General features: G+C 59.3%; 16 protein-coding genes. 9 read left to right on the top strand and 7 right to left on the bottom strand.

Translation table 11 applies throughout. The features are described from left to right. From der to ACIOMO_RS20170, 3 genes are all read left to right on the top strand, one after another. Positions 1 to 1,367 (top strand): ribosome biogenesis GTPase Der (gene der / locus ACIOMO_RS20180; RefSeq protein WP_401243157.1); only part of this gene is annotated, 1,367 nt, incomplete at its 5' end. Between the two features lie 235 nt (positions 1,368 to 1,602). Continuing rightward, on the top strand, positions 1,603 to 2,751 hold the full coding sequence (locus tag ACIOMO_RS20175) for a pyridoxal phosphate-dependent aminotransferase (protein WP_401243154.1): 1,149 nt from the start codon (positions 1,603 to 1,605) through the stop codon (positions 2,749 to 2,751). Then, positions 2,739 to 3,530, top strand: a complete 792-nt coding sequence (locus tag ACIOMO_RS20170) for an amidohydrolase (RefSeq protein WP_212548801.1) — start codon at positions 2,739 to 2,741, stop codon at positions 3,528 to 3,530. The genes ACIOMO_RS20175 and ACIOMO_RS20170 overlap by 13 nt, the downstream gene beginning before the upstream one ends. A 271-nt stretch (positions 3,531 to 3,801) precedes the next feature. Here ACIOMO_RS20170 and leuA read toward each other — a convergent pair whose 3' ends face one another. The 4 genes from leuA to ACIOMO_RS20150 all read right to left on the bottom strand — a co-directional run bounded on the left by leuA (position 3,802) and on the right by ACIOMO_RS20150 (position 9,167). After that, a complete protein-coding gene (gene leuA, locus ACIOMO_RS20165; protein ID WP_053123514.1) occupies positions 3,802 to 5,481 on the bottom strand; it encodes a 2-isopropylmalate synthase in 1,680 nt (559 codons plus the stop codon). Between the two features lie 463 nt (positions 5,482 to 5,944). Further along, positions 5,945 to 6,766, bottom strand: a complete 822-nt coding sequence (locus tag ACIOMO_RS20160) for a peptidoglycan DD-metalloendopeptidase family protein (RefSeq protein WP_282354647.1) — start codon at positions 6,764 to 6,766, stop codon at positions 5,945 to 5,947. Positions 6,767 to 6,769: 3 nt separating this feature from the next. Beyond that, positions 6,770 to 8,149, bottom strand: coding sequence for an exodeoxyribonuclease VII large subunit (xseA, locus tag ACIOMO_RS20155; RefSeq protein WP_008082520.1), 1,380 nt, complete (start codon positions 8,147 to 8,149; stop codon positions 6,770 to 6,772). Between the two features lie 130 nt (positions 8,150 to 8,279). Then, positions 8,280 to 9,167 (bottom strand): LysR family transcriptional regulator, encoded by an 888-nt coding sequence (locus ACIOMO_RS20150; RefSeq protein WP_401243152.1) that lies wholly within the window; start codon positions 9,165 to 9,167, stop codon positions 8,280 to 8,282. 100 nt (positions 9,168 to 9,267) lie between these two features. Between ACIOMO_RS20150 and ACIOMO_RS20145 the strand changes: the two genes are divergently transcribed. From ACIOMO_RS20145 to guaA, 4 genes are all read left to right on the top strand, one after another. Further along, positions 9,268 to 10,035, top strand: coding sequence for a sulfite exporter TauE/SafE family protein (locus tag ACIOMO_RS20145; RefSeq protein ID WP_401243149.1), 768 nt, complete (start codon positions 9,268 to 9,270; stop codon positions 10,033 to 10,035). Positions 10,036 to 10,200: 165 nt separating this feature from the next. After that, entirely contained in the window at positions 10,201 to 10,749 is a 549-nt protein-coding gene (locus tag ACIOMO_RS20140) for a sugar ABC transporter ATPase (protein ID WP_401243146.1), read from the top strand. A 207-nt stretch (positions 10,750 to 10,956) separates the two neighbouring features. After that, positions 10,957 to 12,426 carry an IMP dehydrogenase gene (gene guaB, locus ACIOMO_RS20135; protein WP_401243143.1) on the top strand — a complete coding sequence of 490 codons (1,470 nt, stop codon included), beginning with the start codon at positions 10,957 to 10,959 and terminating at the stop codon, positions 12,424 to 12,426. A gap of 99 nt (positions 12,427 to 12,525) precedes the next feature. Next, the gene (guaA, locus tag ACIOMO_RS20130; RefSeq protein WP_212545604.1) at positions 12,526 to 14,103 is read left to right on the top strand and encodes a glutamine-hydrolyzing GMP synthase; all 1,578 of its coding nucleotides are present in this window, start codon (positions 12,526 to 12,528) and stop codon (positions 14,101 to 14,103) included. A 69-nt stretch (positions 14,104 to 14,172) separates the two neighbouring features. On the opposite strand, the gene ACIOMO_RS20125 is transcribed toward guaA, so the two are convergent. Then, positions 14,173 to 17,148, bottom strand: coding sequence for a membrane-targeted effector domain-containing toxin (locus ACIOMO_RS20125; protein ID WP_401243140.1), 2,976 nt, complete (start codon positions 17,146 to 17,148; stop codon positions 14,173 to 14,175). A 254-nt stretch (positions 17,149 to 17,402) separates the two neighbouring features. Between ACIOMO_RS20125 and ACIOMO_RS20120 the strand changes: the two genes are divergently transcribed. Continuing rightward, the gene (locus tag ACIOMO_RS20120) at positions 17,403 to 18,779 is read left to right on the top strand and encodes a multicopper oxidase family protein (protein WP_401243137.1); all 1,377 of its coding nucleotides are present in this window, start codon (positions 17,403 to 17,405) and stop codon (positions 18,777 to 18,779) included. Next, the gene (tadA, locus tag ACIOMO_RS20115) at positions 18,779 to 19,279 is read left to right on the top strand and encodes a tRNA adenosine(34) deaminase TadA (RefSeq protein WP_053123497.1); all 501 of its coding nucleotides are present in this window, start codon (positions 18,779 to 18,781) and stop codon (positions 19,277 to 19,279) included. Before ACIOMO_RS20120 ends, tadA begins: the two co-directional genes overlap by 1 nt. A gap of 268 nt (positions 19,280 to 19,547) precedes the next feature. Here the strand turns inward: tadA and cmoB are convergent, their stop codons facing one another. Together cmoB and cmoA are read right to left on the bottom strand one after the other, a co-directional pair. Continuing rightward, positions 19,548 to 20,504, bottom strand: coding sequence for a tRNA 5-methoxyuridine(34)/uridine 5-oxyacetic acid(34) synthase CmoB (gene cmoB / locus ACIOMO_RS20110; protein ID WP_401243134.1), 957 nt, complete (start codon positions 20,502 to 20,504; stop codon positions 19,548 to 19,550). Beyond that, a complete protein-coding gene (cmoA, locus tag ACIOMO_RS20105; protein ID WP_007916813.1) occupies positions 20,501 to 21,244 on the bottom strand; it encodes a carboxy-S-adenosyl-L-methionine synthase CmoA in 744 nt (247 codons plus the stop codon). Before cmoA ends, cmoB begins: the two co-directional genes overlap by 4 nt. Between the last annotated feature and the right edge of the window lie 213 nt (positions 21,245 to 21,457).

Raw genomic sequence — 21,457 nt, 5'->3', positions numbered from 1 at the left:
GTCTGACCCGTGATCGCCAGTACGGTGAGGCCAAGTGGCAAGGGCGTTCCTACATTCTGGTCGACACCGGTGGTATCTCCGGTGACGAGCACGGTATGGACGAAAAAATGGCCGAGCAGTCGCTGCTGGCCATTGAAGAAGCAGATGTTGTGCTGTTCCTGGTAGATGCCAAGGCCGGTTTCACCGCCGCCGACCAGATGATCGCCGAACACCTGCGCAAACGTAACAAGCGTTCCTACGTGGTTGCCAACAAGGTCGACAACATCGACCCGGAAATGGCCCGCGCTGAATTCGCACCACTGGGCATGGGCCACGCGATTCCAATCGCTGGTGCTCACGGCCGTGGCATCACGCAGATGCTGGAAATCGCCCTGGGTGATTTCCCGCGTGATGAAGAAGAGCCGGAAGACGGCGAAGAAGAAATCGTTGCCGAAGGTGAGGAAGCCAAGCGCATTCCTGGCCCGAGTGAAAAAGACGGGATCAAGATCGCCATCATCGGTCGTCCGAACGTCGGCAAATCGACCCTGGTCAACCGTATGCTCGGTGAAGACCGGGTAATCGTTTATGACCAGCCCGGTACCACCCGCGACAGTATCTACATCCCGTTCGAGCGGAATGAAGAGAAGTACACGCTGATCGACACCGCCGGTGTGCGCAAGCGCGGCAAGATCCACGAAGAAGTCGAAAAATTCTCCGTGGTCAAAACCCTGCAAGCGATCAAAGACGCCAACGTGGTGATCTTTGTGATGGACGCCCGTGAAGGTGTGGTCGACCACGACCTCAACCTGCTCGGCTTCGCCATCGAGTCGGGCCGTGCGCTGGTGATCGCGATCAACAAGTGGGACGGCATGACGCCGAGCGAGCGCGACTTCGTCAAGGTCGAGCTGCAGCGTCGTCTGTTCTTCGTTGATTACGCCGACATCCACTTCATCTCGGCACTGCACGGTACTGGCGTGGGCAACCTCTACGCATCCGTACAGAACTCGTTCAAGTCCGCGGTTACCCGCTGGCCGACCAACCGTCTGACCCAGATTCTGGAAGACGCGGTGGGCGAGCACGCGCCACCGATGGTCAACAACCGCCGGATCAAGCTGCGTTACGCCCACTTGGGTGGTGCTAACCCGCCGATCATCGTGATCCACGGTAACCAGATCGAGAAAGTGCCGAAGTCGTATGTGCGCTATCTGGAGAACACTTACCGTCGTGTGCTCAAACTGGTCGGTACGCCGATCCGCATCGAGTTCAAGGGCGGCGAGAACCCGTACGAAGGCAACAAAAACACCCTGACCGACCGCCAGGTCAACAGGAAGCGTCGGATGATGTCGCACAGCAAAAAAGCCGACAAAAAGCGCCGCGACAAGAAGTAAGGTCGCGGGTCATTGATCGTTCCCATGCTCCGCGTGGGAATGTATCCCGTGACGCTCTGCGTCACAAAAGCGGCGGACGCAGAGCGTCCAAGGCTGCATTCCCACGCAGAGCGTGGGAACGATCAACTTGAGAGAAGGGTGCCATCCGGCGCCCTTTTTTTATGGGCGCCGGATGGGCTATCCTCGGGCTCTCCCGCGCCGTCGTCAGAGCCGGGTGTTGAGCAGGGAACCCCCGATGATCACCAGTAAGCTGCCGAATGTCGGCATCACTATTTTCACGCAGATGTCTCAGCTCGCGGCGCAGACCGGCGCGATCAACCTGTCCCAGGGTTTTCCTGATTTCGACGGCCCGCAGTCGTTGCGCGATGCGGTCGGTCGGCACATTGCCAGTGGCCACAACCAGTATTCGCCGATGACCGGTTTGCCGGCGCTGCGCGAACAGATTGCGCTGAAAATCGCGCGCAGCTACGGCGTGCAGGTCAATGCCGACAGCGAAGTGACCGTCACTCCCGGTGCGACTCAAGCCATCTTCTGTGCGATTCAGGCGGTTATCCACAGCGGCGACGAAGTCATCGTGTTCGATCCATGCTACGACAGCTACGCACCGGCGACGGAATTGGCGGGCGGTCGTTGCGTGCATGTGCAACTGAACCCGGATGACTTCTCCATCGATTTCGAGCAACTCGCGGCGGCTCTGAGCCCGCGCACGAAAATGATCGTCATCAACACCCCGCACAACCCGAGCGGCGCCCTGATCACCCGCGCGGAACTGGATCAACTGGCAGCGCTGATCCGCGACCGCGACATCTACCTGATCAGCGATGAAGTCTACGAACACCTGGTCTTCGACGGCGTGCCCCACGTCAGCGTGCTCGCGCACGAAGAGCTGTATCAGCGCGCGTTCGTGGTCAGCTCGTTCGGCAAGACCTATCACGTCACGGGCTGGAAAACCGGCTATGTCGTCGCGCCGCCGGCACTGACCGCCGAACTGCGTAAAGTCCATCAGTACGTCAGCTTCTGCGGCGTGACACCGCTGCAATACGCGCTGGCCGATTACATGGCCGAGCACCCGGAGCACGTCGAAGAGTTGCCGGGTTTTTATCAGGCCAAACGCGACCTGTTCTGCGACCTGCTGGCCCCGTCGCGCTTCACCTTCAGCCGTGTCGCGGGCACCTATTTCCAACTGGTCGACTACTCGCAGATCCGTCCTGATTTGAACGACGTCGAGATGGCCATGTGGATGACCCGCGAACACGGCGTGGCAAGTATTCCGGTGTCGGTGTTCTATCAGAATCCACCGCAAGGCCAGCGCTTGGTGCGCCTGTGCTTTGCCAAGCGCGAGGAGACGCTGCGTGAAGCGGCGGCGAAACTATGCGTGATCTGAGTGCATTACCCGATCTGAATCTGGCGCTGATCCAGACCACCCTGGCCTGGCACGACCGTCAGGCCAACTTCGAGCATTTCGAGCAATTGCTGGAGCAAGCGCGTGGGGCGGATTTGATCATCCTGCCGGAAATGTTCACCACCGGTTTCTCCATGGAATCAGAAACGCTCGCCGAAGCCGAGAACGGCCCGACCAGCAAATGGCTGCGCGTTCAGGCGGCGAAACTCGATGCGGTGATTACCGGCAGCGTGATTATTCAGGCGGCAGACGGCAGCCATCGTAATCGTCTGTTGTGGGCGCGGCCGGACGGCGAAGTGCTGCATTACGACAAGCGTCACCTGTTCCGCATGGCCGGTGAGCACAACCACTACACCCCCGGCGAGCGGCAGGTGCAGTTCGAACTGAAGGGTTGGCGTGTGCGTCCGCTGATTTGCTACGACCTGCGCTTCCCGGTGTGGAGCCGTGATTCGCAGGATACGGATTTGCTGCTGTACACCGCGAACTGGCCGGGTGCGCGGCGTTTGCACTGGAACCGTTTGCTGCCAGCACGGGCGATCGAAAACCTTTGCTATGTGGCGGCGGTGAATCGCGTTGGCACTGATGGCAAGGGCTTCGCTTATACCGGTGACAGTCAGGTGCTGGATTTTCAGGGCGAGAGCTTGCTGGCGGCGGGGGAGGCGGACGGTGTGTTCAAGGTGGTGCTGGAAGCGGCGCCATTGGCGGCGTATCGCGAGCGCTTTCCGGCGAATCTGGATGCCGACACGTTCGAGTTCACCTGATTCCTGCAGCGCCTGACAGGACGCCTTCGCGAGCAGGCTCGCTCCCACATTTGCTGATCGTTCCCACGCTCTGCGTGGAAATGCAGCCCGTGACGCTCCGCGTCACTGGACGCAGAGCGTCCCTTGAGGCATTCCCACGCAGAGCGTGGGAACGATCGCACAGGGTGTACGAAATCCCAATGTAGGAGCTGCCGAAGGCTGCGATCTTTTGATCTTGAACAAAAAGGCCCCGAAGCTTTAGCTTCGGGGCCTTTTGCATTTCAGCAGTCGATTACGCCGCTTTCGCCTCAGGCTGGCTCAGCGAGCGGTTCAGCGCGCTGAACAAGGCCTTGAAGCTGGCCGTGGTGATGTTTTCATCGATACCCACGCCGTGTACCGCACGTTCGCCGTTCACACGCAGCTCGATGTACGCCGCCGCTTTGGCGTTGGTGCCGGCGCCGATTGCGTGTTCGTTGTAGTCCATGATCTCCACCGGAATCGGCAGGCCGGCGACCAGTGCTTCCAGCGCACCGTTGCCCTTGCCGCGCCAGTGCAGGTTGGTTTCGCCCTGACCCTTGCTCGCCACTTCCACTTCAACATTGCTGTTGCCGTTTTCTTCCTGCAGGCGATGGCTGACCAGCGCGTACGGGGTGTTGGCTTGCAGGTATTCGCTGATCAACAGCGAGTGAATCTGCTTGGCGGTCATCTCCAGACCGAGACGATCGGTTTCACGTTGCACGACCTGGCTGAATTCGATTTGCATGCGACGTGGCAGGCTGATGCCGTATTCCTGCTCCAGCAAGTACGCGATGCCGCCCTTGCCCGACTGGCTGTTGACGCGAATCACCGCCTCGTAGCTGCGGCCGATGTCGGCCGGGTCGATCGGCAAGTATGGCACTTCCCACAGTGCGTCCGGTTTCTGCTGGGAGAAACCTTTGCGGATCGCATCCTGGTGCGAGCCGGAGAACGCGGTGTGCACCAGGTCGCCAACGTACGGGTGACGCGGGTGAACCTGAATCTGGTTGCACTCTTCGACGACTTTGCGCACGCCGTCGATGTCGGAGAAGTCCAGCTGCGGGTCGAGGCCCTGGGTGTACATGTTCAGTGCGACGGTGACGAGGTCGACGTTACCGGTACGCTCGCCGTTGCCGAACAGGCAGCCTTCGACGCGATCGGCGCCCGCCATCAGGCCCAGCTCGGTTGCCGCGACGCCGGTGCCACGGTCGTTGTGGGTGTGCAGGCTGATGATCACGCTGTCACGACGGTTGATGTTGCGGCCGAACCACTCGATCTGATCGGCGTAGATGTTCGGCGTTGCGCACTCAACGGTGGCGGGCAGGTTGAGGATCATCTTGTGCTCAGGCGTCGGGTTCCACACCTCGATCACCGCGTCACAGACTTCCTTGGCGAATTCCAGCTCGGTAGCGCTGAAGGTTTCCGGCGAGTATTCGAACGTCCACTCGGTGTCCGGCTGCATCGCGGCGTATTTGACGAACAGCTTGGCGGCGTTCACGGCGATGGCCTTGATGCCGTCCTTGTCCTGGTTGAAGACGATGCGACGGAAAGACGGCGAGGTGGCGTTGTACAGGTGAACGATGGCTTTCTTCGCGCCGCGCAGGGATTCGAAGGTGCGCTCAATCAAGTCTTCACGACCCTGGGTCAGCACCTGAATGGTGGTGTCGTCCGGGATGTGGCCTTCTTCGATGAGGGTGCGCACGAAGTCGAAGTCGGTTTGCGAAGCGGCCGGGAACGAGGCTTCGATTTCCTTCACGCCGACTTGCACCAGGGTTTTCCAGAAGCGCAGCTTCTTCACCGCGTCCATCGGCTCGATCAGCGACTGGTTGCCGTCACGCAGGTCGGAGCTGCACCAGATCGGCGCGGTGTCGATGGTCTTCGACGGCCAGGTGCGATCCGGCAGGTTGATGACAGGAAACGCGCGGTATTTCGAAGACGGGTCTTTGAGCATGCTCATCGGGAAATTCCTTATTGTCTGGGCCGAAAAAAGGCGGCCTGCCGGTGTTACGAATATGTTGGGAAAAGCTCTGGGCGAGGCACAGCGATTCAGCTTGGCAGTCGTGCGCTGACGAGGCACAGGCTGCGGTGCTGGCGAAGCTGAATGAGGGTGTGAGAGGTTTTCATGCCTTCAACCCTAACCGCGAGGGGAGAGGATGGCAAGCAGTCGAAAAAAATTGAGAGGAATACTCGGAATGCGGGGTTTTGCAGGATTTTATTGCGAGTAAATCAGCGGATCTTGTTGAAGTTTGCGTGAGGTTAGATTGGGGCGCAATTGAGGGTGGTCGGGTGTCAGGGGGATTTGTGGGTTGGTCAGGCCGCCTTCGCGAGCAAGCCCGCTCCCACAGTGGATCGTGTTCACAACACAAATCCAATGTGGGAGCGGGCTTGCTCGCGAAGAGGCCGGTCGCCTCAATACATATTTAAGGCTGAAATGCACCAATGAAAATCGCCGGATCCACCCGCGCATCATTCAGGCTGACATTCCAGTGCATATGCGGCCCGGTCGCGCGGCCGGTCATGCCCACCTTGCCCACCACCGCGCCACGCGCCAGTTGCTGGCCGTCCTTCACATCAATCTTCGACATATGGCAGAACATGCTGATAAAGCCCTGCCCGTGGTCGACAAACACCGTGTTGCCATTAAAGAAGTAATTGCCGATCAGAATCACCTTTCCCGCCGCCGGGGTCTTGATCGGCGTGCCTGCCGGTACAGCGAAATCGAGACCGGCGTGCGGATTGCGTTCTTCACCATTAAAGAAGCGGCGCACACCAAACTTGCTCGACAGCGGCCCATTCACTGGTTTGTCCAACAACAGATTGCTCGGCGTATTCGGGCTGAAACTGCGATAGGCCTTGATCTGCACGGCCAGCTCACCCTCGATGCGCTTGAGGTTCGACTGATCCGGATTGACCTGCTGCTTGTTCTTCAGGGTGATGTGCTGTTCCGGGTATTTCTTGTTGCCGACAGTAAACGGCAGATTACGGCCGCCACTGCTGATCTGCTGCGCACCCGGTTTGACCGTCAACGGCACGCCGACGATTGCCAGCCAGTTGTCCTGTTCCTTGACCACCAGCACCGGTTTGCCTTGATAGGTGGCGGTCGGCGCCTGCGCGGCCGTGCCCAGATCAACCACGGCGACGCCACCCGGCACCGGTTTGTTGAGCATGCGGGTGATGTAGCTGTCGGCATGGGCGTTGAAGGTCAGGCAGAGCAAAAACAGTGGAGCCAGAAAACGCGGCATGGATCAGTCCAGTAAAGAAAGGGTGACAGGCGTCAGGTGATTGTCCTCGACGCGCACTTGCAGTTCGCCTTCGCCGAGTTTGGCTTTCAGGCGCTGGCCGGTGTGGGTCTGCGCGGCGTTACGAATCGCATGGCCGCGCTCATCGAGCAGAATGCTGTAACCACGACCGAGCGTTGCCAACGGGCTGACCACGTGCAGCGTCTGCATCTGACTGTGCAATTGCAGACGACGGTTTTTCAGGCCTTCACGCATGGCACGCGGCAGACGCTCGGCGAGGCTGTCTAGACGCTGGCGCAACATCGCCAACTGGCGGCCTGGGTGTTGCCCGGCGAGGCGGGTTTCCAGACGGATCAGCCGTTCGCGACGGGTATTGAGACTGCGCTCGAAGGCCCGGCGCATGCGCATGTCCAGATCATCCAGACGTTGCGCTTGCTGGCGCAGACGTTCGCCGGGATGACGCAGGCGACGCGCCATGCCTTCGAGGCGCAGACGATCACGCATCAAACGGTCACGCATGCGCATCACCAGGCGGCGATGCAGGCTTTCGACCTGGCGGATCAGATGGCTGGAATCAGGCGCGAGCAATTCGGCAGCCGCAGATGGCGTCGGTGCGCGAACGTCAGCAACAAAGTCACTGATCGACACATCGGTTTCATGGCCAACCGCGCTGACAATCGGTGTCACGCAGGCATCGACGGCGCGGGCCACGGCTTCTTCGTTGAAACACCACAGGTCTTCCAGCGAGCCGCCGCCACGGGCGAGGATCAGCGCATCGAAGCCACGGGCATCGGCCATTTTCAGCGCACGAACAATTTGTGCGGTGGCTTCGCGGCCCTGTACGGCGGTCGGAATCAGCGTCAACTGAACCTGCGGCGCCCGGCGGCGGAACACACTGATGATGTCGCGAATCACCGCGCCGGTCGGCGAACTGATAATGCCGATGCGCTGCGGATGCGCGGGCAGCGGCACTTTGCGCTCGGCACTGAACAGGCCTTCGGCGCTGAGTTTTTCTTTCAGCGCATCGAAGGCCAGACGTAGCGCGCCGTCACCGGCAGGCTCCACGGTGTCGAGGATCAACTGATAGTCGCCACGGCCTTCGAACAGCGAGACCTTGCCCCGCACCTTCACCGCCAAACCATCTTTCAGCGCCTGGCGCACGCGCGCGGCGTTCTGCCGGAACAGCGCGCAGCGCACCTGCGCGCCACTGTCCTTGAGCGTGAAGTAGATGTGGCCGGACGCCGGTCGGGCGAGGTTGGAGATTTCGCCTTCGACCCAGATGTTGCTGAATACGTCTTCGAGCAACACCCGCGCGCGGCCGTTGAGCTGGCTGACGGTCAGGACTTCACGGTCCAGGCCAAGTCTTGCAAAAGGATCTTTAATCATGGGGCGCAGTTTAAAGGCATTGTCCCGCTCATTGCACGATCCCCGTAGGAGCTGTCGAGTGAAACGAGGCTGCGATCTTTTGATCTGGTTTTTAAGATCAAGGTCAAAAGATCGCAGCCTTCGGCAGCTCCTACAGGGGAGTGGTGAAGGTCTGGAGGAAGTGGTGGATCAGGGGGCTGGGATTCTGGCGGTAGGCGAGGGCGACGGTGCTTTGGCAGTCGGGATCGCTCAGCGGCAGAAATTGTACGCCGCTCGGTGCAATGTCTTGCATTGATTCCGGCAGCAGGGCAATGCCGAATCCGCCCTGAATCAATTGTAACTGTGTGGTCTTGCGCGACATCACCCGCGCCGCTTTCGGGAAGAAACCCTGGCGCATGCACAGATCGGCGCACAAATAGCTCAGGCCGCCGCGCTGTGGATGGGGAATGGAGATGAAGGCTTCGTCCTTGAGCTGCGCCAGTTCCACCGTATCCAAGGAGGCCAATCGATGATCCGCCGGCACGGCCAGCAACAGGCGTTCACTAAACAGCGGCACGATCTGAATGCCTTCGCGCTGACGCAGCACTGGCAGGCGCAGCAAACCGACATCGAGGCGACCTTCGGCCAGTTCCTCCAATTGCGCCTCGGAAGACAGCTTGCCGATATCCAGCGACACGCCCGGTTGTTGCTGTAGATAAGCGCCGATATCGCTGAGCAAACGCCCACTGATCGGCACGGTGCTGGAATGGCTCAAACGTAGAGTGCCGAGTTGCCCGTTACCGACTTCGGTGGCCATGACGCTGGCCTTGTTCAGTTCGATCAGCAGATTACGCGCTCGCGGCAAAAACGCTTCGCCCGCCGCCGTGAGTCGCGGCTGACGTGCTGTGCGCTCGAACAACGGCGTTTGCAGGTGTGTCTCCATGGTCTTGATCTGCCGGCTTAGCGCCGATTGGGCAATGAACAAGCGCTCCGCCGCCGCACTGAAACTGCCGCATTCAGCGATTTCGACGAAGTAACGCAATTGACGGGTGGAAAGCATCAGGTATGCCTTTTCGAGATGACTTGGCGACTTTGAAGATATTAGTCGCAAGCGTTGGCGCTGGCTAAAGTCATCTCAAGCTTATTAAGGAAGCGCATCAATGAGCGTGGCGGGGTTGTTGAGTGAGTGGCCGTGGGGCGTGCAAGGCTGGGTGATTATCGGCTTGGGCATCGTGCTGGCTTATATCGTCTTCGGTATCGCCGGGTTCGGTACGGCGTTGGTGGCGGGGCCGATTCTGATTCTGTTCATGCCGTTGTCGAAGATCGTGCCGCTGCTGGTATTGCTGGATTTCGTCGCGGCGTTCGGCAATCTGCTGCCGTCGCGGCGCGATGTCGCTAAGCCGGAGCTGTTGCGGTTGCTGCCGTGTATGGCGGTCGGTTGTACGTTGGGGGTGATTTTCCTGCTCAACCTCAAGTCCGACCTGCTGTTGCTGTTGATGGGGCTGTTTATCAGCGCTTACGCGATTTACAGCCTGTGCGTGAAAGCGCGGCCGACGCAATTGTCGGCCGGTTGGGCAGTGCCGATGGGCACGGTGGGTGGGTTATTTGGTGCGCTGTTTGGCAGTGGCGGCTTTTTATATGCGATTTATTTGAACAGCCGATTGCCGAAGGAAGCGGCGCGAGCCACGCAAAGTGCGCTGATCAGTTGCAGCACGGTGGTGCGTTTGAGCTTGTTTGCCATCGCCGGGGTGTATGCCGAGCTACCCTTGTTGATGTTGGCGCTGTGTCTGTTGCCGGCCATGGCGTTGGGGTTGTGGGTCGGGCGGCGGTTGACCATGAAGTTGTCGCGCGAGGCGTTTGTGCGATTGGTGACGTGGCTGGTGCTGGCGAGTGGGCTGGCGTTGATCGGGCGCTATCTCAGCACTTGACCGGATTTTGTCAGGGATTAAGCTGCCGGCCGCAATTCCTTTGTAGGAGTGAGCCTGCTCGCGATAGCGGTGTATCAGTTGATCTTGATGTGTCTGACCCACCGCTATCGCGAGCAGGCTCACTCCTACAGAGGTAAATTTCAGTATCTGCAGCAGGCTTGCACCATGAATTCGCAAAGCATCATCGTCCCGAAAATCTCCACCCTGCCGGTGCACGAACCCCGGGCCCGGGCGATCTTGCGCTGGCTGGTGCGCAAAAACATCGTCAAGGAAGAGCTGAGCACCTGCGGCCGCACTGGCAATCGCATGGCTTACGCGATTGCCGATGGCGCGCGGGCTGTGGTGCTGCACCCGCAGGCGTTGCCGTTCGGCGAGCCCATCAACGGTCTGGAAATCGTCACCAAACGCTGCATCTATACCCCGGCCAAAGGGTTTCTCGGAGAGGCCGGTTGCGCCGAATGCCGTCGCGAGATCGGCGAGGCACTGTTCGAAAGCCTGGAAGACTGGATGCCTGGGCGCACCGACAACTTCACTTGCCCGGAATGCGGGCACGAAGACGACATCAACGGCTTTCTGTATTTGCAGGAGTGCGGGTTTTCCAACCTCGGCTTCATCTTCAACAATTGGCTGGAGGCGGGTTTCAAACAAAGCTTCCTCGACGAATTCGCCGACTGGCTCGATCTCCCCGTCAGTTGGGTAAAAGTAGAACTCTGACCCTCAAATATTCCCTGTAGGAGCTGCCGAAGGCTGCGATCTTTTGATCTGGTTATTAACAGACAACGTCAAAAGATCGCAGCCTCCGGCAGCTCCTACAAAAAACAGGGTTTTCCGTATATCAATTAGACTGAGTTTTACGTTGATCCGAAGGGGGTGTCTGACTATAATGGCGCGCTTCCATTTTCCCGCTCGGGAGCCCCCGCGATGCTGCGTATCAGCCAAGAAGCTCTGACATTCGACGACATTCTCCTAGTGCCCGGTTATTCCGAGGTGCTTCCTAACGAAGTCAGTCTCAAGACCCGCCTAACCCGTGGCATCGAGCTGAATATTCCTCTGGTTTCTGCCGCAATGGACACCGTTACTGAAGCCCGTCTGGCAATTGCCATGGCTCAGGAAGGTGGCATCGGCATTATCCACAAGAACATGACCATCGAGCAGCAAGCTGCCGAAGTTCGCAAGGTCAAGCGTTACGAAGCCGGTGTAGTCAAGGATCCGATCACCATCGAGGCTGATGCCACGGTGCGTGAACTGTTCGAACTGACCCGTCTGCACAACATTTCCGGCGTTCCGGTACTGCACGATGGCGACCTGGTCGGCATCGTCACTTCCCGTGACGTGCGTTTCGAAAACCGTCTGGAAGCCACCGTCCGTGAAGTGATGACGCCTAAAGAGCGTCTGGTCACGGTCAAGGAAGGCGCCGACAAGAACGACGTTCGCGAGTTGCTGCACAAAAACCGCATCGAACGCGTTCTGATCGTTGACGACAAATTTGCCCTCAAAGGCATGATGACCGTTAACGACATCGAAAAAGCCAAAGCCTACCCGCTGGCCAGCAAGGACGATCAAGGTCGTCTGCGCGTTGGCGCTGCTGTCGGTACCGGTAAAGACACCGGTGACCGCGTCGCCGCTCTGGTCAATGCCGGTGTGGACGTGGTGGTAGTCGATACCGCTCACGGTCACTCCAAAGGCGTGATCGACCGCGTTCGCTGGGTTAAACAGAATTTCCCTGAAGTGCAGGTGATCGGCGGCAACATCGCCACCGGCGCCGCTGCCAAGGCTCTGGCCGAAGCAGGCGCTGACGCAGTCAAGGTCGGTATCGGCCCTGGCTCGATCTGCACCACCCGCATCGTCGCCGGTGTCGGCGTCCCGCAAATCAGTGCCATCGCCAACGTTGCTGCTGCCCTTGAAGGCACTGGCGTACCGTTGATCGCCGACGGCGGCATCCGTTTCTCCGGTGACCTGTCCAAGGCCATCGTTGCCGGTGCTTCCTGCGTGATGATGGGCTCGATGTTCGCCGGTACTGAAGAAGCGCCGGGCGAAATCGAACTGTTCCAGGGCCGTTCGTACAAGGCGTATCGCGGCATGGGTTCGCTGGGCGCCATGTCCCAGGCTCAAGGGTCCTCCGAACGTTACTTCCAGGACTCCTCGGCAGGCGCCGAGAAACTCGTTCCGGAAGGCATCGAAGGCCGTGTGCCGTACAAAGGCACCCTGAGCGCGATCATTCACCAACTGATGGGCGGTCTGCGTTCCTCGATGGGTTACACCGGCAGCGCCGACATCGAAGAAATGCGCACCAAGCCTGAATTCGTGCGGATCACCGGCGCCGGCATGGCCGAATCCCACGTTCACGACGTGCAGATCACCAAAGAAGCGCCAAACTACCGCGTAGGTTGATGCTTCAAGCAAATCGTTAGACAACCGGGGCTGTTTTATTCAGCCCCGAGTTGTTTCTGTATCACGACTGTTTCTGAATGACTTAGACGAGACTGAATCATGGCCCTCGATATTCACGCTCACCGCATCCTGATCCTCGACTTCGGTTCGCAATACACCCAACTGATCGCCCGCCGCGTGCGCGAGATCGGTGTGTACTGCGAACTGCACCCGTTCGACATGGACGAAGATGCGATCCGCGAATTCGCTCCTAAAGGCGTCATCCTCGCCGGTGGCCCCGAGTCCGTGCACGTTGCCGACAGCCCGCGCTGCCCACAGGCAGTGTTCGATCTGGGCGTACCGGTTTTCGGTATCTGCTACGGCATGCAGACCATGGCCGAGCAACTGGGCGGCAAGGTTGAAGGTTCCGAGCTGCGTGAGTTCGGTTACGCCCGCGTTGATGTAGTCGGCAAGAGCCGCCTGCTCGACGGCATCGAAGACCACATCGACGCTGATGGCCTGTTCGGCCTCGACGTCTGGATGAGCCACGGTGACAAAGTCACCAAGATGCCGGAAGACTTCCACGTCCTCGCCAGCACCCCGAGCTGCCCGATCGCCGGTATGTTCAACGACGACCGTGGCTACTACGGCGTGCAGTTCCACCCGGAAGTGACCCACACCAAACAGGGCGGTCGCATCCTGTCGCGCTTCGTTCTCGACATCTGCGGCTGTGAAGCCCTGTGGACGCCGTCGAAGATCGCTGAAGACGCCATCGCCAACATCCGCGCACAAGTCGGCACCGACAACGTGCTGCTGGGTCTGTCCGGCGGCGTTGACTCCTCGGTGGTTGCCGCGCTCCTGCACAAAGCCATCGGCGACCAACTGACCTGCGTCTTCGTCGACAACGGCCTGCTGCGTCTGCACGAAGGCGAGCAAGTGATGGCCATGTTCGCCGAGAACATGGGCGTCAAGGTAATCCGCGCCAACGCTGAAGAGCAGTTCCTGAACAACCTGGCCGGCGAAGCCGATCCAGAGAAGAAGCGCAAAATCATCGGTCGCACCTTCATCGACGTATTCGATGCCCAGTCGAACAAACTGGACAACATCAAGTACCTCGCTCAGGGCACCATCTACCCGGACGTGATCGAGTCGGCTGGCGCGAAAAGCGGCAAGGCCCACGTGATCAAGTCGCACCACAACGTGGGCGGCCTGCCGGAAGAGATGAACCTGAAACTGGTCGAGCCACTGCGCGAACTGTTCAAGGACGAAGTCCGTCGTCTGGGTCTGGAACTCGGCCTGCCGTACGACATGGTCTACCGTCACCCGTTCCCGGGCCCGGGTCTGGGCGTGCGGATCCTCGGTGAAGTGAAAAAGGAATACGCCGACCTGCTGCGTCGTGCCGACCACATCTTCATCGAAGAACTGCGCAAAGCCGACTGGTACCACAAAGTCAGCCAGGCTTTCGTGGTGTTCCAGCCAGTGAAATCGGTTGGTGTTGTTGGTGATGGCCGTCGTTACGCCTGGGTCGTTGCCCTGCGTGCCGTAGAAACCATCGACTTCATGACCGCGCGTTGGGCGCACCTGCCTTACGAACTGCTGGAAACCGTCTCCGGCCGCATCATCAATGAAATCGAAGGCATTTCGCGCGTTACTTATGACGTGTCGAGCAAGCCGCCTGCGACGATTGAGTGGGAATAATCCCGGTCTGATTGATCGGTGTTAACCCCGAAAAGCCCCGTGAACGCGAGTTCACGGGGCTTTTTTACGTCAGCTGATTTTGATCGGTTTGAACCCCATGATCCTTAAGGCTGCCGATAGCTCCACAAGGCTCGAATACCGTCGGCCACTGATGGGCCAGGTCGGGCGTTCAACGGTGTACAAGCCGCCCTTGTTGAGGATCGGCGTGCGAACGATGTTGCCATCGCTGCTGCGATGAATCAGCGTGGCGACGTCGTCGATGTTCATCACCGTGCAATCGCCGGGATTGATCAGTGTTTTTTCCAGTGAGTCGGCCAAGGCAACGCTGGCGGGGGTGTCGATTTGCAGGCGCAGGTCGCTTTTGACGGGCGATAACGGGCGGGCAAACTCGTCGGTCGGAATGCGCCCGGGATCCGGCTCTATGCCTCGGGCAGTTCCTGCCGGGGTGCTTTCTATACGCAGGCCGATGCCGCCTTCCAGTTCGCTTAAACCCGGTACGCCTTCCCAGGCATTGGCATGGCTGTCGCCTACCAGCGCGATCCAGCGATGGGCGCCACGTGCGTTCTGATCCGCCGTGATCACCTCATGCGAAAAGTAATTCATCATCTTCTGGCGGAAAGTGCTTTTGTCGACACCGCTCATGCCGGTGCTTCTATAGCTGGCCAGGCAATCGATCGACTGGATACGGATATGGTTTTTTTGCGCCGCTTTGGCCAGTTCGAGGAAAGTGTACTGGCCGCTGGTGTCGGTTTTGAATCCCCCGTCCATGGTCTTCAGGTAGGTTTCCAGCGTCTCTGACATCTTCCCGGTGCGATTGAAAACATCCAGATCGGCTTGATGGAAGTCTGTCAGCACATGCTCCAGATACAGGGTTTTGACCTTCTGTTTACTGAGTGCCGCCATGTTGTCGATCAGAAACTGTTTGCTGCCGACACTGGAGTGATTTTCGCCAATGACCAGCCCGGACGCCGATTTATACAGCTTCTTGATGATCTCTTTCGGCGCGAGTTTCGCCGGCAATTCAGGGATTTCCGGGCGCGGTGGCAGCGTGTGGGACTCCAGAAAGGCATTGGCATCGCGATATAGCGTCTGGCGTAACGCCTTGAACTCAGCGTGCGGATTACTCCCGTCCGTTTTCGGCAAGGTGGCCATGTAATCTTTGAGCTCGTATTTGGTACCCCGGCCTTGAGCGAGTTCGTTCAGCGCATCGCGTGAAGCGGGTGGAATGTCGTAGGCGGTCGGCGGACTGTCCACGTCCGGTAGCGGTGTTCGGGCGCGACCCCATGGCCACAGCCCGATGCACTTGCCGCCGCCCATCAGGCCCGGACGATTGATCGGTTGCCATTCCCCAGCCTCATCCAGACGAATCGGCAAACTGCGATAGAACGAGTGAGGATTTGCCGGATCAATGATCGCCCAGCCCTTGAGCTCTTTGATGAAGCGAACCAGGTAATAACTGTCGTTGATCAGTACGTAGTGCCCACCACCCGGTGGTTGAAAGATCCCTTGATACTGGCCTTCTTGCGAGACAGGCGATAATCCGTCCAGCACTTCATTGGTCTCGAAAGACTCCAGTAAGTCTGTGCCTTGTTGCGCATAAGCGGGGCCCGGGGCATAACGCGCAATTGGCGGGACATCTGCAATATCTGCGGTCGATTCGTCGATGAGTGGTTCGGTAAACTCGTCCTGAACGTTAAACATTTCGCTCGCTTCGCCAACTTCCGCGACTTCTGCTGCTCCACGCAGGTACGACAGGTTGAACAGCACATCGATGCCGCTGGCGATCGCTCCGATGACTCCGGCCTTGCGATCTGCCTTGCTGGTGCCATTGATGGCTTGATCGATGTTCATGCCCATGTCGGCCAGTCCCGCACCGACCACTGCCAGCGCAACGGGCCAGCCCACGGCGGCCATGGAGCCGAACACCCGGAGAAAGGCGTTCAGGTAGCCGATCCACATCTTCTTGCGCAGTTCGCCATTGGAATGCAGCGAAAGGTCAGCATCGCTGTGCATGCGCGCCTTGACCGAGTCGCGTAGCCAACTGAACGCGTCACCTGTGATTGCGGTGGTGTTTTGGTTGATCAAGTGGTGATCGCTGGCGCCCCACGTCGAGTACAACAAGTCGATCATGGCATTCAGACCGATATTGCCATCGTCCTGTTGCTGGGCGGCCAAGGGGAAATGCGCCATGAAGCGTGCGCGATTTTCCGCGTGGTTGTTTTGCATCAACAACCACCAATGCAGATCGGACTCAGTGGCGAGCACATGGAAGCAGTCAAGCTCACCGGGGGTGTAGAGAATCTGCACGCCATTGCTGTCAGCGATGCACAAAATATCCGTGGCGCTGTAGCCGCCGATGTTCAGGGCGCTCACTCGCAGTCCGTCAGCAATGGGCGTTTCGCGTTGCAGAAATGCCAGCGAAACCGGCCAAGTGATATCGCTCGCCACAGCCTTGATCAATGTTTTGAGGTTTTCATTGTTCAGCCGTTCGCCGTCGTGTTCGTCGAGGGCCTTGGCGAGGAAATTCAGTTTGGCCAACGTGCGGAAATCGTCGGCGTGCAGCGTCCAGAACTGCTGCATTTTCGTTCGATAGAGTTCGCTGAAGTTGATCGCCCAAAGGTCTTTCAGCACTTCGCTGGGGCGCAGGCGAACCTCGTTGGTCTCGTTGAAGACCGATGCGTCTGCGCCTTCGCTGTAAAAGCCGCCGTAGCCGTCGAGGAGGTCGGCATTGTCCTGATCGGGAGCGTGAAAGCGTTTGACCACTAGCTCCGCCAGCGTCAGTGACTCCGAAGGTGACGGGTAATGCTCCCAGCCCAGAAAGGCTTTGTCGCTGCTGACCGAGGTGTTGTTGAAGCGGTGCCACCAGACATTTTCGGGATCGATGTCTTTGATACCGTACTTGTCGAGAATGCCCTGGGCCGCTTCGTGGGCCATGTCGTGCAGGTCGGGGCAAGCCTCGGTAAACGGCAGCACCAGCGCGTGCAGTGACTGTTCATCGGCAGGGTTTGGAAGCAGAGATGGGGGCAGGGTTACAGAAATATTCACTTCTCGCTCCTTGAGAAATGGGGGGTAAAAAACTGATCAACACTATGGCTTTTTCAGCGGCGCGAATCTGTAGGGCTGAGGCCATCTGAGCGTGAAGGAAGCAGGGACGCGATCTGTACGAAAGTGTCCCGCAGACATGGCGAACCTGTGTCGCATTGCCACGCCGGCCTTACTGTTTCGCAGTTGCGGGTGTATCGTATTCGCCTTTTAACGGGCCCCCGGGCCTGTCGCTGATACGTGAGGTAGTTGAGTTCATGTCCTTTACCCGTCGCCAAATACTCGGTGGCCTGGCCGGTCTAGTTGTCGTTGGCGTTGGCGCTGGGGGCGCGTCGCGTTACTGGCTGGGCAAGATGGCCGACGCTGAGGCGGGTCACGATTACGAGCTGATCGCCGCGCCACTGGACGTTGAGCTGGTGCCAGGGCACAAGACTGAGGCGTGGGCGTTCGGCCCGTCGGCGCCGGGTACCGAATTACGCGTGCGTCAGGGTGAATGGCTGCGAGTGCGCTTCATCAACCATTTGCCGGTGGCGACCACCATTCACTGGCACGGCATCCGCCTGCCGCTGGAAATGGATGGCGTACCGTACGTCTCGCAACTGCCGGTGTTGCCGGGCGAGTACTTTGATTACAAATTCCGTGTTCCGGATGCCGGCAGCTATTGGTATCACCCGCACGTCAGCAGCAGCGAAGAACTCGGGCGCGGGTTGGTCGGGCCGCTGATCATTGAAGAGCGCGAGCCGACCGGTTTCATCTACGAAAAGACCCTGAGCCTGAAGAATTGGCACATTGATGACGTAGGCAATTTCGTCGAGTTCAGCATTCCACGCGAAGCGGCGCGGGGCGGTACGGCAGGGCGTTTGTCGACGATCAATGGTGTGCCGACCCCGGTGATTGAATTGCCGGCGGGACAGATCACCCGGGTGCGGCTGCTCAATCTGGATAACACCCTCACGTATCGCATCAATATTCCCGGCGTCGAAGCGAAAATTTATGCGCTGGACGGCAACCCGGTCGAGCCACGGCCATTGGGCAAGGAATATTGGCTGGGCCCGGGCATGCGCATTTGTCTGGCGATCAAGGCACCGGCGGCGGGCGAAGAGTTGTCGTTGCGTAATGGCCCGGTGCGTTTGGGCACATTGCGTTCGGTGGCCAATACCGACGCGTCGACCGACTGGCCGAAAACCTTGCCGGCCAACCCGGTGGCCGAACCAGATCTGGCGAATGCCGAGAAACTCAACTTCAATTTCGAATGGGTCGGTTCGGTGTCGGTCGACGTCGACAACGGGCGGCCGCCGAGCCTGTGGCAGATCAACGGCAAGGCTTGGGACATCACCGACAAGACCTGCGCTGATCGGCCGATCGCCAGTTTGAAGCTGGGGCAGAGCTATATTTTCGAACTGAAAAACATGACCCAGTATCAGCACCCGATTCACCTGCACGGCATGAGCTTCAAAGTGTTGTCGTCGAACCGGCACAAGGTCATTCCGTATTTCACCGACACCTATCTGCTGGGCAAGAACGAGCGCGCGCAAGTGGCGTTGGTGGCCGATAATCCGGGGGTGTGGATGTTCCACTGCCACGTGATCGACCACATGGAAACCGGCCTGATGGCCGCCATCGAGGTGAAGTGATGCGCCAGATTCGCCCCGCGGCGATCATCGACCGCAGCCGTGATCGCGATTTCATGCGTGAAGCCTTGGCGCTCGCGGCGCAAGGTGCAGCGCTGGGCGAAGTGCCGGTGGGCGCGGTGTTGGTGCAAGATGGCGAGATTATCGGGCGTGGGTTTAATTGCCCGATCAGTGCCAGCGACCCGAGTGCCCATGCCGAAATGGTCGCGATCCGCGCGGCGGCGCAGGCAGTGGATAACTATCGGCTGCCGGGCAGCACGCTGTATGTGACGCTCGAGCCGTGCAGCATGTGCGCGGGGTTGATCGTGCATTCGCGGGTGGCGCGTGTGGTGTATGGCGCGCTGGAGCCGAAGGCCGGGATTGTGCAGAGTCAAGGGCAGTTTTTTACCCAGGGCTTTTTGAATCACCGGGTGTTGTATGAAGGCGGGGTGTTGGCGGAGGAGTGTGGTGCGGTGCTGACTGAATTCTTCCGCGCCCGCCGAGCAAAAAGCCCCTCACCCTAACCCTCTCCCGGAGGGAGAGGGGACTGACCGGGTTGGATGGTCGAGATCCGCCGACCTGAGTTATCGAGTCGAACTCAAGTTTCGAAAAGCCCAAGGATCGGCTCCCTCTCCTGGAGGGAGAGGGACTGACCGGGTTGGATGGTCGAGATCCGCCGACCTGAGTTATCGAGTCGAACTCAAGTTTTGAAAAGCCCAAAGATCGGCTCCCTCTCCTTGGGGAGAGGGCTGGGGTGAGGGGTGAATTCACCGCGGTGTTTGAGAGGTTGGGTTACTTCTTGGCGACAATCACCGCACGCATCGGTGCCGGCAGGCCTTCGATGGTTTTGCTGTGGTCTTCCGGATCAAGGAAGTCGCTCAGCGACTGATACTTCATCCATTCGGTACCGCGCTGCTCTTCAACAGTCGTGGTGCTCACATCCACACAACGAATGTCGGTAAACCCCGCACGACGCAACCACAACTCCAACGCCGGCACCGACGGCAGGAACCAGACGTTACGCATCTGCGCATAACGGTCTTCCGGCACCAGCACCTGATGCTTGTCGCCTTCCACCACCAACGTTTCCAGCACCAGTTCACCACCCTTGACCAGGCAATCCTTCAGCGCCAGCAAGTGCTCGATGGGCGAGCGACGGTGATAAAAAACGCCCATCGAAAACACCGTATCAAAGCCTTCCAGATTCGCCGGCAGGTCTTCGAACGGGAACGGCAGGTGCCAGGCATTCGGCTCGTACAGATAACGTTGCACCGCCTGGAACTGGCAGAAGAACAACCAGTTCGGATCGACACCAATCACGCTGTTGGCGCCGGCGCCGAGCATGCGCCACATGTAGTAGCCGTTGCCGCAGCCGACATCGAGGATGCGTTTGCCTTTCAGATCCAGATGCGGGGCGACTCGCGACCACTTCCAGTCCGAGCGCCATTCGGTGTCGACGTGCACGCCGAACAAATCGAACGGCCCTTTGCGCCACGGCGACAGTCCCATCAACGCAGTACGCATCTGCGCGCGGGTTTCGTCGTCGCAATCGGTGTCGAGCTTCAAGCCGTTGAGCAGATCGATTTCGCTTGGCTGGATCTTCGGCAAGGCATCCAGCGCACTTTGCCAGCGCTCAAGGTCGCCGTGGCCTTTCTCCATTTTCTTGTCGAGTTGAGCTTGCAGGGTGTTGGCCCATTCGGCCAGCGGCGTGCCTGCCAGACGGCGGGCGAGGGGGGACAGATCAATCATGGCAAGGCAATCAACGAGGCAAAGTTAAGACACTGGAACCACGGCACGACTTTCGAGAACCCGGCCGCCAACAGGCGCTCGCGGTGTTCTTCGAGGCTGTCGGGCTTCATGACGTTTTCGATGGCGCTGCGCTTCTGGGCGATTTCCAGTTCGCTGTAACCGTTGGCGCGTTTGAAGGCGACGTGCAGATCGGTGAGCAGCGCGTGCTCTTCGGCATCATTGAAGCGCAGCTTCTCCGAGAGGATCAGCGCGCCGCCCGGCAGCAACGATTGGCGGATGCGTGAAAGCAACGCGGTGCGCTGATCGGGGGCGATGAATTGCAGGGTGAAGTTCAGCGCCACCACCGAGGCGGGCTGGAAGTCGAGGGCGAGAATGTCGCCTTCGATGACCTCCACCGGCAGCAACTCCTGAAACATCGAGTCCTGACCGTTGAGGTATTCGCGGCAGCGTTCGACCATCGCGGCAGAGTTATCCACCGCGATCACCCGGCAACCGTCGGTGCGCACGTGGCGGCGCAGGGCTTGAGTGACCGCACCCAGCGATGAGCCGAGGTCGTAGAGCACGCTGTTCGGCTGAGCGAATTGCGCCGCGAGTACGCCAAGGTTTTCGACGATGGTCGGGTAACCCGGCACCGAGCGCTTGATCATGTCCGGGAACACCCGCACCACGTCTTCGTTGAAGGCGAAGTCGGGTACCTGGGCCAGAGGCTTGGCGAAAATGCGATCGGGTTCTTTGCTCACGGCGGTTCCGGCGGTGTAAATGGAAAGGCCGGCATTTTAGCCAAAAGGGCGCGGGGATGCTTGGGTTGTCTGATAAAGCGGTAAATCAAAAGATCGCAGCCTGCGGCAGCTCCTGCAGAGATCGGCTGATCGTTCCCACGCTCGGCGTGGGAATGCCGCCCCGGACGCTCTGCGTCCCTGCGCAAGTGACGCAGAGCGTCACAGGATGCATTC

Origin of the sequence: Pseudomonas sp. NPDC087804, from assembly GCF_044742965.1 — a bacterium.
Taxonomy (GTDB): domain Bacteria; phylum Pseudomonadota; class Gammaproteobacteria; order Pseudomonadales; family Pseudomonadaceae; genus Aquipseudomonas; species Aquipseudomonas rustica.
Note: the sequence above shows the minus strand (reverse complement) of the source record. Positions and strands in the feature narration are given on the sequence as shown.